The organism is Streptomyces sp. PsTaAH-124, from assembly GCF_000373685.1.
Classification (GTDB): Bacteria; Actinomycetota; Actinomycetes; order Streptomycetales; family Streptomycetaceae; genus Streptomyces; species Streptomyces andamanensis.
Window position 1 is genome coordinate 119,322 of the sequence record NZ_KB892162.1, and the last position, 13,197, is coordinate 132,518.

General features: G+C 74.0%; 13 protein-coding genes. 10 read left to right on the forward strand and 3 right to left on the reverse strand.

What is annotated here, in order from left to right:
• The first annotated feature begins 53 nt into the window (after positions 1-53).
• The 5 genes from B086_RS0108910 to B086_RS0108930 are packed head-to-tail and all read left to right on the forward strand — an operon-like array spanning position 54 to position 5,762.
• Positions 54-1,586: an ABC transporter substrate-binding protein gene (locus tag B086_RS0108910; RefSeq protein ID WP_018566064.1), complete on the forward strand. Its 1,533-nt coding sequence runs from the start codon at positions 54-56 to the stop codon at positions 1,584-1,586.
• 6 nt (positions 1,587-1,592) lie between these two features.
• On the forward strand, positions 1,593-2,537 hold the full coding sequence (locus tag B086_RS0108915) for an ABC transporter permease (protein ID WP_018566065.1): 945 nt from the start codon (positions 1,593-1,595) through the stop codon (positions 2,535-2,537).
• Positions 2,534-3,382 (forward strand): ABC transporter permease subunit, encoded by an 849-nt coding sequence (locus B086_RS0108920; protein WP_018566066.1) that lies wholly within the window; start codon positions 2,534-2,536, stop codon positions 3,380-3,382. Before B086_RS0108915 ends, B086_RS0108920 begins: the two co-directional genes overlap by 4 nt.
• Positions 3,370-4,980 carry an ABC transporter ATP-binding protein gene (locus B086_RS0108925; protein WP_018566067.1) on the forward strand — a complete coding sequence of 537 codons (1,611 nt, stop codon included), beginning with the start codon at positions 3,370-3,372 and terminating at the stop codon, positions 4,978-4,980. Before B086_RS0108920 ends, B086_RS0108925 begins: the two co-directional genes overlap by 13 nt.
• Positions 4,977-5,762: a class I SAM-dependent methyltransferase gene (locus B086_RS0108930; protein WP_018566068.1), complete on the forward strand. Its 786-nt coding sequence runs from the start codon at positions 4,977-4,979 to the stop codon at positions 5,760-5,762. The genes B086_RS0108925 and B086_RS0108930 overlap by 4 nt, the downstream gene beginning before the upstream one ends.
• 34 nt (positions 5,763-5,796) lie before the next feature.
• On the opposite strand, the gene B086_RS0108935 is transcribed toward B086_RS0108930, so the two are convergent.
• The 3 genes from B086_RS0108935 to B086_RS45895 all read right to left on the reverse strand — a co-directional run bounded on the left by B086_RS0108935 (position 5,797) and on the right by B086_RS45895 (position 8,040).
• The gene (locus B086_RS0108935) at positions 5,797-6,564 is read right to left on the reverse strand and encodes an AraC family transcriptional regulator (protein ID WP_018566069.1); all 768 of its coding nucleotides are present in this window, start codon (positions 6,562-6,564) and stop codon (positions 5,797-5,799) included.
• Between the two features lie 112 nt (positions 6,565-6,676).
• Entirely contained in the window at positions 6,677-7,852 is a 1,176-nt protein-coding gene (locus tag B086_RS0108940; RefSeq protein WP_037873148.1) for an MFS transporter, read from the reverse strand.
• A 62-nt stretch (positions 7,853-7,914) separates the two neighbouring features.
• Entirely contained in the window at positions 7,915-8,040 is a 126-nt protein-coding gene (locus B086_RS45895; protein WP_018566071.1) for a hypothetical protein, read from the reverse strand.
• A gap of 367 nt (positions 8,041-8,407) precedes the next feature.
• Between B086_RS45895 and B086_RS39625 the strand changes: the two genes are divergently transcribed.
• From B086_RS39625 to B086_RS0108970, 5 genes are all read left to right on the forward strand, one after another.
• Entirely contained in the window at positions 8,408-10,249 is a 1,842-nt protein-coding gene (locus B086_RS39625; protein ID WP_051115794.1) for a sensor histidine kinase, read from the forward strand.
• A 251-nt stretch (positions 10,250-10,500) separates the two neighbouring features.
• Positions 10,501-10,920, forward strand: coding sequence for a roadblock/LC7 domain-containing protein (locus B086_RS0108955; RefSeq protein ID WP_037873192.1), 420 nt, complete (start codon positions 10,501-10,503; stop codon positions 10,918-10,920).
• Positions 10,917-11,273, forward strand: coding sequence for a DUF742 domain-containing protein (locus tag B086_RS0108960; RefSeq protein ID WP_018566074.1), 357 nt, complete (start codon positions 10,917-10,919; stop codon positions 11,271-11,273). The genes B086_RS0108955 and B086_RS0108960 overlap by 4 nt, the downstream gene beginning before the upstream one ends.
• Positions 11,254-11,904: a GTP-binding protein gene (locus B086_RS0108965; protein ID WP_018566075.1), complete on the forward strand. Its 651-nt coding sequence runs from the start codon at positions 11,254-11,256 to the stop codon at positions 11,902-11,904. The genes B086_RS0108960 and B086_RS0108965 overlap by 20 nt, the downstream gene beginning before the upstream one ends.
• A complete protein-coding gene (locus B086_RS0108970; RefSeq protein WP_018566076.1) occupies positions 11,901-13,163 on the forward strand; it encodes a cytochrome P450 in 1,263 nt (420 codons plus the stop codon). Before B086_RS0108965 ends, B086_RS0108970 begins: the two co-directional genes overlap by 4 nt.
• Positions 13,164-13,197: the final 34 nt, after the last annotated feature.

Genomic DNA, 13,197 nt, shown 5'->3' on the forward strand with positions numbered 1-13,197 from the left:
TATTTGATGCGTGTGCCGTGGTTCTTGAGCAACAGGCTGAAAGGGACGTCCACATGCCGGTCACCCCCACCCGCCGGAGTGTGCTCACCGCGGCGGCCGCGGCAGGCGCCGGGCTGCTCACCGGCTGCTCGGCCGCGGACTCCGGCTCCTCCGCGCCGAAGAAGGGCGGGACGCTGCGCGCGGCCTTCCCGGGCGCGGGGGTGAAGGAGACGATGGACCCGCACGCGCAGCGGCAGTTCGTCGACATCGCCCGGCACAAGGCCGTCTTCGACAAACTCGTCGAACTCGACTCCACGCTGCGGCCGGTGCCGCGGCTGGCCCGCTCCTGGTCGAGCGACGCCGAGGCCCGGGTGTGGCGGTTCGAGCTGCGGGAGGCACGGTTCCACGACGGGCACGCCCTCACCCCGGACGACGTGCTGTACAGCCTCTCCCGGATCCTCGATCCGCGCGCCGCCGACCATCTGGCGAAGAACTCCCTGGCCCACATCGATCTGCCCAACTGCCGCAAGACGGGCCCGCGGAGTGTGGAGATCGCGCTCACCCGGCCGAACGCCGAACTGCCCGGCCAGTTGGCGATGACCGGCACACCCGTCGTCCGCGACGGCTGGAACGACCCGCGCCACCCCGTCGGCACCGGACCGTTCCGGTTCGTCTCCTTCACCGCGGGACGCGAGTTCACCGGACGCCGCTTCGACGGCCACTGGAACGGCGCCCCGCACCTGGACGAGGTGCGGATCCTGTCCGCCGAGACCGAGGCGCGCGCCGCGGCGGTACGCAGCGGGGAGGTGCACTTCGCGCACGAGATGACGCCGACCTTCGCCCGTACGGTGCAGCACGACAGCCGGGTACGGGTGGTGGCGACCAGGCGCAGCGGGGTGCAGGGCTTCGCGCTGAAGACGGACCGGGCGCCGTTCGACGACCCGCGGGCGGCGCTGGCCGTCAAGCTCCTCGTGGACCGCAGGCGGCTGGTGGACGTGGTCTGCTCGGGCCGCGCCGAGATCGGCAACGACCTGTACGGCAAGGGCTATACGTACTACCCGGACGGTATCGAGCAGCGCGAGCGGGACGTGGCCGAGGCGCGGCGACTGCTCAGGCGCACCGGTCTGTACAACAAGAAGGTGACCTTCTACACCTCCACGGCGGCCGACGGATTCGCGCAGGCCGCCCATCTGTTCACCGAGCAGGCGGGTGAGGCGGGGCTGAGGGTGGAGGTCGTCGACGGGCCGCCGGAGTCGTACTTCACCGACGTGCTGAGCAAGGGCACCGTCACCAACCACCGGTGCGGTGCCATGACCATCCCCACCTACCTCAGCGAGCGGCTGCTGAGCGACGCCCCGCAGAACGCGACGGCCTGGAAGCACCGGGACTTCGACGAGGCGTTCACCGCCGCACGGGCCGTGGCGGACGACGGCAGGCGCACCGAGCGGTACCGCTCGGTGCAGACGACGCTGCGCGACCGGGGCGGTCTGGTGCTGTGGGGGCATCCGGAGTGGCTGAACGCCGTGTCCCGCACCGTCCGGGGTGTGCGGGAGGCTCCGCCCAACACGGTGGACTGGGCGCGGTTCGACACGGTGTGGCTGGGCTGAGCACGGGTGCTGCGCTATGCCCTGCGGCGGTGCGGGTGGACGCTCGTCCAGCTCGCCGCGCTCAGTGTCATCGTCTTCCTGCTGACCGATCTGCTGCCGGGGGACGCGGCCACCGTCGACTTCAACGAACAGGCCGGGCTCGGCCAAGTGGCCCAGTTGCGGGAGCAGATGGGGCTCGACCGGCCGCTCGCCGAGCGGTTCGCCGACTGGGCGCACGGCCTGCTCACCGGTGACCTCGGCACATCGCTGGTCGGTGGCGGCCCGGTCGGCGAGGTGCTGTCGTCGTCGGTCCCGGTGACGGCGGCGCTGGCCGCCGTCACGGTCGTGCTGCTGGTGCCGCTGGCCGTCACGCTCGGCCTGCTGACGGGGCTGCGGGCGGGCAGCAGGACGGACCGCGTGGTGTCCGCGGTGACGCTGGCGCTCACCTCGGTACCGGACTTCGTGCTGGCGCTGCTGCTGGTCGGTGTCTTCTCGCTGCGTCTGGGCTGGCTGCCGTCGACCTGGATCGGCGCGGACGGCGTGTGGTGGCGGCGGCCGGAGCTGTTCGTGCTGCCGGTGGCGGTGCTGCTGGCCCGCACCGTGTGCGTGCTGTCCCGGCAGATCCGGGCCGGCACCGTCACCGCGCTGCACTCCGGCTACACGGTGCAGGCCCGGCGGCTCGGTGTGCCGCCCGCCCGGCTGGTGCTGCGGCACGTCCTGCCCAACGCGGCGGTCCCCGGCGTACAGGAACTGGCGCGCACCGGCGACCAGTTGCTGGGCGGGGTGCTCGTCGTCGAGGCCGTCTTCGCGGTCCCGGGCACCGCCACGGCGCTGGTCGCGGCCGTGCAGAACCGTGACGTACCCACCGTGCAGGCCCTCACCCTGGCCCTCGCGGCCGTGGCGTGCCTGCTCAACCTGGCCGCGGATCTCGTCGGCCAGCGCCTGGCTCCCCGTACGGAGGTACTGCGATGAGGGCCCGCGGACGGTCCGGGGGCCGCCGGGCGGCCGGGGGCGCGCTGCTGCTGGCGCTGCCGGTCACCGCCGCGGTCGTCGGCCCGCTGGTGACGGACCCGGGCATCCCGTCCGACGGCATGCCCTACGCCCTCGGCGACGGGCATCCGCTGGGGACGGACGCCCTGGGCCGGGACGTGCTGACCCTGGTGCTGCGCGGCGGGGCCAGCGCCCTGGGCGTGGCCTGTGCCGCGGTGGCGCTGGCCGTCGCCGTGGGCGGCGCGCTCGGGCTGACCGCCGCGGCGGCCCGCAGCCGTCTGCTGGACGACCTGCTGATGAGGCCGGTGGAACTGCTGCTGCCGCTGCCCTCGCTGCTGGTGATCAGTGTGGTGGGGGTCGGCTGGCGGGGGCATCCGGTCGCGGTGGCGCTGGCGGTGGCCGCCTTGAACGTGCCCGCCGTCGCCCGGCTGCTGCGCGCGGCGGCCCTGGACGCGGCCAGCGGTCCCGTGGCCGAGGCGATGCGGCTCCAGGGCGAGTCGGCGGCGCGCGTCCTGGTCCACCACGTCGGGCGGGCCGTGCTGCCGGTGGCCGCCGCGGACGCCGGGACGCGCGTGGGCGGCGCGGTCTTCACCGTGGCCGCCGCCAACTTCCTCGGTCTCGGCCTCGATCCGACCTCGCCGGACTGGGGCGTGGTGATCGCCGCGAGCCGGGAGGCGCTGTTCGTGCAGCCGTGGGCGGTGCTGGCGCCGACCCTGATGCTGGTGCTGTTCACCGTGGGCGCCAACCTGCTCGCGGACGGGCTGCTGCCGCACGCCGCGCGCTCCGGTGCGCGGACGCGCGGGAAGGCGGTGCCGTGGAACCGGTGATCGAGGTCAGCGGCCTGACAGCGTACGCCGGGACGGCCCGGCTCCTGGACGGTGTCGGGCTCACGGTCGCTCCGGGCACGGTGACCGCGCTGGTGGGGCCGTCCGGCAGCGGCAAGACCACCGCGGCGCTGGCCCTGCTGGGCGAGGCGACGCCCGGAGTACGGCTGAGCGGCACGGTCCGGGTCGCGGGCGTCCCGGTGGTGGGGGCCGACGGACCGACGGCCGCCGGACGGGACGTCCGCGGCCGGGTCGTCTGCTACATGCCCCAGCACCCGGCCCATGCCCTCAATCCGGCCCGGCGGATCGGCTCGGTCCTCACCGAACTCGCGCGCCTGCACCGGCCGGACGCCCGCGGCCGGGCCGCCGCCGCCCGGTACGCCGCCGAGGCGCTGCACACCGCCGGGCTGCCGGACGAACCGGCCGTGCGGCGCCGCTTCCCGCACCAGTTCTCCGGCGGCCAGCGGCAGCGTGTCGCGCTCGCCCAGGTACTCGTCTGCGGCCCCCGGGTGCTGGTCCTCGACGAGCCCAGCACCGGTCTGGACACGGTGGCGCGGCTGCGGCTGGCCGGACAGCTGACGCGGCTGGCCGCCGACGGGTACGCGCTGCTGCTGCTCAGTCACGACCACGAGCTGGTACGGGCGGTGGCCGGGCGCACGGTGGTCCTCGAACGCGGCCGGGTCACCGCGACGGGCCCCACCGCGGACGTCCTCCCGCCGCTCCCGGAGGCAGCGCCCTCGCCCGCCGCTCCCCCGGCGCGCGTCTCCACCGCGGTCGCCGGTGCCGTGCTGGAGGCGCGGGACCTGACCGCGTGGCTGCGTCCGGGCGGGCGGGGCGAGGTCCTGCGCGAGGTGTCCGTGCGGGTGCCCGAAGGCGGCTGCACCGCCGTCGTCGGACCTTCGGGAAGCGGCAAGACCGTGCTCGCGCGCTGCCTCGCCGGGCTGCACGAACGCCACCGGGGACACCTCATGTTCCGGGACTCGCCGCTGCCGGTGCTGCGCCACCGCACGGCCCGGCAGATCCGGGGTGTGCAGTACGTCTGGCAGGAGGTGCGGAACTCCTTCGACGAGCGGCGCACCGTGCTGGAACAGGTCGCCCGCACCGCCGTACGCCTGCGCGGTCTGACGGCGGCGGAGGCACAACGGCGGGCCCGGCAGGTGTGGGAGCGGCTCGGGCTCACCCCGGAGCACGCCATGCGGCACGCCGCCTCGTTGTCGGGCGGGGAACTGCAACGCGCGGCGCTGGCACGGGCGTTGCTCGCCGAGCCGGATGTGCTGGTCTGCGACGAGATCACCACGGCGCTCGATGCCGTCAGCACCGGGCTCGTGACCGCCGAGATCGGCCGCCTGCGCGAGCGGAGCGACACGGCCGTGCTGTGGATCGGCCACGATCTCACGCTCGTGGAGCGGCTGGCCGACGACCTGGTCGTCCTCGACGCGGGCCGCGTCGTGGAATCGGGCGGCAGCCGTGCGGTCCTGTCCGCCCCGCGCTCCGAGACCACCCGCCTGCTGCTGCGGTCCCGGCATCTGGGCACCGCGGGCACGGCACCCGTCGAACCGGCCCCGTCCGGCGTCCAGCGAAAGGAACACCCCCACCCATGACCACCACCTCGACCGCGTCCGACTGGCAGCGGTGGCAGACGAGCTGGGACCGCCAGCAGGAGTGGTACATGCCGGACCGGGAGGAGCGCTTCCGGGTCATGACCGACGCGGTCGAGGCCGTGGCGGGCCGTACTCCGCTCGTCCTGGACCTCGCCTGCGGCACGGGCAGCATCTCCGACCGCCTGCTGCGGCGGCTCCCGGGCGCCCGTACCGTCTGCGTGGACATCGATCCGGCCCTACTGACCATCGCTCGCGGCCACTTCGCCGGTGACGGGCGTGTCACCTTCGCCGAGGCCGACCTCACCGACCCGGACTGGACCGCGCGGCTGCCCATCGCCTCGTTCGACGCCGTCGTGACCGCCACCGCCCTGCACTGGCTGGACACCGGCCCGCTCCGCCGCCTCTACGGCAGCCTGGCCTCGCTGGTGCGCGAGGGCGGTGTGTTCCTCAACGCCGACCACATGTGCGACGAGTCGGCGCCCCGGCTCAACGCGGCCCTGCACGCCCTGCTGCTCGAAGGCCGGGAGCGGCGGCGGCGCGAGGGTGCCCTCGACTGGGCCGACTGGTGGAGCCGTGTCGCGGACGATCCCGTCCTCGCCGGACCGGCGGCCCGCCGCTTCGCCCTGCTCGGCGATCCGCGCGAGCCCCGCCCCGCCGGTGCGCTGCCCGACCGCCCCACGGCCACCAGCTGGCACCTGGACACGCTGCGGGAGCAAGGCTTCACCGAGGCACGGCAGTTGTGGTGCTCGGCGAGCGACGCGCTGGTGGCCGCGCTGCGCTGAGCCCTCGGGCGCCGGGACACCGCGCCGGACACGCTCACCGCTCCCGAGGGTCGTGCACTCCCGCGCGGTACGTCCCGGGTGTGGTGCCCATGGCCTGGGCGAAGATGTCCACGAAGGCACTGGCCGACGCCCAGCCGCAGGCGTGGGCGGTGTCGGTGACGGTGGCGTCCTCGGCGAGCAGCACCATGGCGTGGAAGAGACGGACCCGGGTGCGCCACTGGGGGTAGGTCATACGGAACTCGCCCCGGAACAGCCGGGACAGGGTGCGTTCGCCGACGTGGGCGTGGCGGGCGAGTTCGGCGAGGGTGTACGGGCGGCTCAGGTCGGCCTCCACCAGTCGGCAGACCTGGGCCAGCCGCCGGTCCCTCGGCACGGGCAGCATGATCGGCTGTTCCGCGACCCGGCGGAGCCGGTCACGCAGGACCGCCTCGATGTGGCGGGTCTCGGTGCGGGTGAGGTCGGGGCTGGTGAGGGCGATCAGCAGTTCGCGCACGAGGGCGTCGACGGCGACGACGGCCGGTGTCCGCGCGTCGAGCACGGGCTTCGGGTCCCCGGCCGGAAAGCCGACGGTGTGGAAGCGGCTGCGGCCGTAGAAGCGGTGCTCGTGCCAGGTGTGCGCCGGGATCCACAGGGCCCGGTCGTTCGGCGCGATCCAGGAGCCGTGCTCGGTGCGGATCGCGAGGACGCCCGAGCTGACGTAGATCAGCTGGTGGTCGTCGTGGCGGTGGCGGTCGATGACATCGCCGCCCGCGCGGGACTGGGTGCTGGTCGGCGCGACCGGCTGGTGTCGGATCTCGGACATCGAGGGGAAGGATAGGTCTTGTCGGTACGGGGCGTGGGGCCCGGCGCCGGGCGGGGCAGGTGGCCGCGCCCGTACGGCGGCGCGGCGCGCACCCGCTCACCCGGTCCCCCGGTCACCGTGGGGCCGCTCCGGGGGCTGGTCCGGCGGGTTCACCGGGGTCCGGCTCGTGCGCCGGTTCGTGCGCCGGTTCGCGCAGCGCGGTGGAGAGCAGGATGGCGAGAACCGGGACGACGGCGAGGACCACGAGCGCGCCGCGCGGTCCGTGGTGGCCCGCGACCAGGCCCAGCAGGGGCATGAAGAGGCCGCCGGCGCTCACGGCCAGGCCGAGGGTGACACCGGCCGCGGTCCCCGGGCGGCTGGGCAGGTAGTCCTGGCCCAGCTTGATGAGCACCGCGAACGGGATGTTCGAGATGAGACCGACGAGCAGGGCCAGCGGGAGGGCCGCGTACTTGTCGTCGCAGGCCAGCATGGCCCACAGGGCGGGCAGCATGGCGGCGTTCCCGATCTGCACGGTCCGGACCATGCCGATCCGGTCGGCGAGCCGTCCGCCGAGCAGGGTGCCGAGCACACCGCCGCCGAGTTCCAGGGTCAGGGCGGTCCCGCCGAGTCCGCTGCCCGCGCCGAGGTGGCGGATCCAGTACAGCGAGATGAAGGTGTTCAGACCGGTCGAGATCGTGGACCGGGCGACCTCGACCGCGGTCAGCGCGGCGAAACGTCCCGGCTGGTCCTTGCCGTGCGGCCCGGCCCTGCGCACCGCGGTGTCCGCCGTGCGGGTGTGGTGGCGCAGCAGGACGAAGCCCATGAGGACGGCCGGCGGGATGAACAGCGCGGTCGCGCCGATCCCGAGCCGGTCCAGGGCCGGGGTCACCAGGGCCGGTCCGACGAAGAAGCCGACGCTTCCACCGGCCGCGAAGTAGCTCATCGCGGTGGCGCTGCCGCCTGCCGCCCGGCGGGCGTCGCGTCCGGCGGGCGGGTGGAACATCGCGATGCCGACCCCGGCGAGCAGCAGCAGCGCGAACACCACCGGGTAGGCGGGCGCCAGACCTGACAGTCCCGCTCCGACGCCCGCCAGGCTGATCCCGAGCGGTGCCATCCAGCGGAGCCGGTGACGGTCGGCCAGCAGGCCGATCGGCACCTGGGGCAGCGCGCTGCCCAGCGTCGCGGCCAGCGCGAGCCCGGAGGCCTCGACATAGCTGAAGTGCCGTTCCAGCACGAAGTAGGGGACGGCGGCGGGCACGAGGCCCTGATAGAAGTCGTCGACGGCGTGGGCCGTGGCCCACACCCTCATCCGGCGCCAGTGTCCGGGCGGGTCGCCGACGCCGCGGGAGCGGGTCGTTTCCTGGGTCGAAGTCACAGGACCACGATGGTGAACCGGGGGGCAGGCGCGCTTCCCATATTCTGCCCATCGATGCCGGAGAACCGCCGGACGGCGTCACCGGCCGCCACGTCCGGCCCGGGAACGATGCGATCGGTCATGGGCGGGACGGTGCTTGGCTGGAAACCAGGCGTCCGTGTGAGGGGACGGGACCTCGAAAACCTCGCATCCCAGCACATTGTGAGGGTGCGTCAGCCGGACAACCCCGGGTCCGTGCATGTCAGCCGGGTCCGGATCCGGCCGCCCCCTCTATCACGCCGACGGAAACGGAACGGCGAGTTCGCGACGAAGTCGGGCCGACGAGGGACTGTACGGCTGGACCGAAGGTCTCCTGCGGTCAGGATGGCTAACATGAACCGGAGTCCGGTCGGAAGATCGTCCTCCTCTTGGGGCGTGTCGCGACGACCTGCGGCCGTAGTCCACGGACCGCACCGTTTCTCCCCCACTCACGGACCGAGGGACCGCGGAATGCCAGTGCCTGCACCGCCCAGCCAGCACCGATCGGCGAAGGAGCCGCACACTTCACCGGCCGTCCCCGTGGCCGTGACGGCGGTGAGCGCCGTGGCGGCCGGTGCGGCGGTCGCCCTGGCACCGGGCGGCGCCCGCGCCTGGACCCTGGGCGTGGCGGTGACCGGCTGGGTCTGTGTGACCGTGGCCGTGCTCGTCGGCACCCGGCTGGCGCGCCGGGCCCGCCGCTCGGCCGCCGCGCAGGAGACCGAGGCGGGCAGGCTCCGGGCCCAGCTCGCGCACCACTCCGCTCAGACCGCGCACCTGGTCAATGTCACGCTCCCCGCCGTGGCCGTCCGGGTGCGGGGAGGCGCGAGCGCGGCGGAGGCGCTGCGGGACGTACCGCCCCCGGGCGACGCGCAGTTGGGCGGGCTCGCGCAGGCGTTCGCCGCCACGGTCGAGGAGGGCGCCCGGCAGACGGCGCTCCTGGACGGCGAGCGCCGGCAGGCCCGGCACGAAGTGGGCGCTGTCATGACCGAGTTGGAGCGGCTGACGCGGGAGACGCTGCCGGCCGCGGTCGCCCGGCTGGGGGACGGCGAGTCCGCCGACACGGTGCTCACCGAACTCGACCTGCCGCGACTGCCCGCCGTCCGCACGCTCGCCGAGTCGTTCGTCCGTGAACTCGCCCGCAGCGAGAGGCGCGTGGCCGCGGCGCAGGCCGCCTCCGCGAAGGCGCTCAGCCGGGTCCAGGCCAAGACGGTCGGCATGCTCGCCGATCTGCGGGACATGCAGGAACGACACAGCGAAGAGGTGTTCGGGGACCTGCTGAAGCTGGACCACAACACCTCCCAGCTCGGTCTGCTGACCGACCGGCTGGCGCTGCTGATGGGCGGCCGGTCCAGCCGCGCCTGGAACAAGCCGATCGTGATGGAGAGCGTCCTGCGCGGCGCGGTGGGCCGGATCGCGGCCTACCGCCGGGTGCGCCTGCACTGCTCCGCGACCGCCGCGATCTCCGGCTTCGCCGCCGAGGGCGTCATGCATCTGCTCGCCGAACTGATGGACAACGCCGCGAACTTCTCCCCGCCCATCGACGAGGTGCATGTCTACGTCGAGGAGCGCAGCGCCGGGCTCGTGGTCACCATCGAGGACAGCGGTCTGAAGATGGCGGACGCGGCGATGCGCCGGGCCGAGGAGGCGGTGTCCGGCCGGATGAGCGACCTGGCCTCGCTCCAGGGCACCCGGCTCGGCCTCATCGTGGTGGGGCGGCTCGCGCTGAAGTACGGCATCAGCGTCAACTACCGGCCCTCCTCGCGCGGCGGCACCGGTGTCGTCGTCCTGCTGCCTCCGCAACTCCTCGCCCAGCAGCGCGAGCCCGCGCCGCGCGAGCCGGTCCGCCCGCCGGTCACCGCCGCCGCGCCCGCTGGGGGCGCCGCGACCGCCGCCACGCGCACGGCCGTCCCGGCGCCCGCACCCGCTCCCGACCTCGACGCGCTCCCGAAGCAGCCACAGGCCCCCGCCCCGGCGGTGCGCCCCGCCCTCGCGGCGCGGCCTGCCGACCGGTCCGACCCCCATGAGCCGGGGCGCCACCGGCGCCCCGCCGGGGCGACCCCGAACGGCCTGCCGGTGCGCAGCCCCGGCCGGACCATGGCGGAGGCCGAGCGGGAGCGCGAGCAGCGCCGGTCGCCGTCCCAGGCGGCACAGGCGGCGCAGGACGGCCGTCCGGAGTCCCGTTCCGAGCGCCCGCCGGGGCAGGACGCGGGTGCGCGATTCGGTGCCTTCCACCGCGGGCGCCAGTCCGCGGGCGGCGCCACGCGACCGGACGGCGAGGACCGGCCCGGTTCCCGGCCGCCGACCGCGTCCTAGCCCGGCGCCCGGCCCCGGCCACGTCCCTCCCCGCTCCGCGGGCGCCCCCGCGCGCCCGGCCCGTATCCCCGCCGCCCTTCCCCCGCTTCCGCCCTTTCCCCCGCTTCCGCCTCTTCCGCTTCTCCGCCCCTCCGCTTCCGCGCCCCACGCGGGGCTCCCGGCGCCCACCTCCCCGTCGAGTTCATGAGACATGAGATTGGAGGAACGGGCCGGTGACCGGCCAGCCGGGCACCACCGTCCCGACACCCGTCATGCAGACCACCGACAACAGCCTCACCTGGCTCCTCCAGAGCCTCCTGGAGCGCACCCCCGGCACCCGGCACGCGCTGGTCCTGTCCCGGGACGGCCTGAAACTGTGCTGGACCGAGCATCTGACCCTCGACCAGGCCGACCAGATGTCGGCGATCTGCTCCGGCATCCAGGCGCTCGCCCAGGGCGCGTCCGCGGAGTTCGGCGACGGCAGCGGCGGGGTGCGCCACTCCATGACGGCGTTCCACGGCGGGCTGCTGTTCATCGTGGAGGCCGGGGAGGGCGCGCACCTCGCCGTCGTCGCCCAGGAGGACGCCGATCCGGGCGTGGTGGGCCATCAGATGACGGAGCTGGTCGAACAGATCGGCGACCATCTGCGCGCGGAGCCCCGACAGCCCGTCCGAGGGAGCGGTGCCTCATGACGCGCAGGCCCGTGGACATCGGCGACCCCGACCGCCTCTACACGGTCACGGGCGGGCGCAGCCGTGCAGGCGACTCCTTCGACCTGGTCACGCTCGTGGTCAGCGAGTGCCGTCCGGCGGCGGGGATGCAGTCGGAGCATGTCCGGATCCTGGAACTGTGCGCCCACCCGACGGCCGTGGTCGAGATCGCGGCCGAGCTGAGACTGCCGATCACCGTGGTGCGGATCCTGCTCGGCGACCTGCTCGACACCGGCCGGATCACCGCCCGGCACCCGCGCGCGGCGCCCTCCGTCGCCTCGCTCCCCGATTCCGCCCTTCTCAAGGAGGTGCTCCATGGGCTCCGCAACCTCTGAGACGTCCGACGCGTCCGTATCGCCTCGGACCTCCGAGCCGCCCTCCCACCGCACACCGCTGGCCGACACCGCGGAGACCGGCCTGAAGATCGTCGTCGTGGGCGGGTTCGGTGTCGGCAAGACGACCCTGGTCCGCTCGGTGAGCGAGATCCGGCCGCTGAACACCGAAGAGGTGATGACGCAGGCCGGTGTCGGGGTCGACGAGATCGGCGCGGTGTCGGCGAAGACGACGACCACGGTGGCGTTCGACTTCGGACGCATCAGCCTCAGCGAGCGCATGGTGCTGTACCTGTTCGGCGCGCCGGGGCAGGAGCGGTTCTGGTTCCTGTGGGACCGGCTGTTCTCGGGCACGCTGGGCGCGGTGGTCCTCGTGGACACCCGGCGGATGGACGACTCCTGGTACGCGATAGACCGGCTGGAGCACCACCGGACGCCGTTCGTGGTCGCCGTCAACCGGTTCGACGACGCCACCCATCACTCACTGGACGAGATCCGCCAGGCGCTCGCCCTGCCCGAGCGGGTGCCGATGATCGAATGCGACGCACGGGTCCGGCAGTCCGGCAAGGACGTGCTCATCACCCTCGTGGACCACCTCTACGACATCGCCATGGCCCAGGAGACGACACCGTGACCGACACCGGTACCCCTTCCGCCCGTCCGGCTCCGCCGGGCTGCCCGGCCCACGAGGACGCGGTCCCGCTGGCCGGTCTCGAGTACCAGCAGACGCCGTCGCAGCTCTACCGCGAACTGCGCCGGGAGCACGGGCCGGTCGCGCCGGTGCTGCTCGACGGGGGCATCCCGGCCTGGCTGGTGCTGGGCTATCCCGAGGTCACGTACGTGACCCGGCACGACGAGTTGTTCGCCCGCGACTCGCGGCGCTGGAACCAGTGGGCGAACATCCCGCCGGACTGGCCGCTGCTGCCGTTCGTCGGGTACCAGCCGTCGGTGCTGTTCACCGAGGGCGAGGAGCACCGGCGGCGGGCCGGTGTGATCACCCACGCGCTGGAGGGCGTCGACCAGTTCGGGCTGGCCCGCGACTGCCGCCTGATCGCCGACCGGCTCATCGCCGGCTTCGCGGGCAGCGGGCAGGCCGAGCTGATGACGGGCTACGCGCACGCGCTGCCGATGCGGGCCGTGGTGCAGATGTGCGGGATGCCGACCGCGGGCGCGGACACCCAGCAGCTCGTCGACGACCTGCGGATCTCGCTGGACGCGGCCGAGGGCGACGACCCGGTGGCGGCGTACGGCCGGGTGGGCGAGCGGCTGCGGCAGCTGGTGAAGGACAAGCGGGCCGATCCCGGTCCGGACGTCACCTCGCGCATGCTGCTGCATCCGGCGGAGCTGACGGACGAGGAGATCGTCCAGGACCTGATCTCGGTGATCGCCGCCGCGCAGCAGCCGACGGCGAACTGGATCTGCAACACACTGCGGCTGCTGCTGACCGACGAGCGGTTCGCGGTGAATGTCTCGGGCGGCCGGCTCAGTGTGGGCGAGGCGCTCAACGAGGCGCTGTGGCTGGACACTCCGACGCAGAACTTCATCGGGCGCTGGGCCGTACGCGACACCCAGCTGGGCGGGCGGCACATCCGGGCGGGCGACTGCGTGGTGCTGGGTCTCGCCGCGGCCAACACCGATCCGCAGATCTGGCCGGAGTCGCATGTGGGTGCGGAGAACTCCGCACATCTGTCGTTCAGTCACGGCGAGCACCGCTGCCCGTATCCGGCGCCGCTGCTGGCGGACGTGATGGCGCGTACGGCCGTCGAGACGCTGCTGGAGCAACTGCCGGACCTGGTGCTCGCGGTGGAGCCCGGGGAACTGCGCTGGCGTCCGTCGATCTGGATGCGGGGGCTGGTGTCGCTTCCGGTGGCGTTCACACCGGTGGTGCGGTAAGTCATGCGGCGGTGCGGTGCGGGCCCGTGGTGCG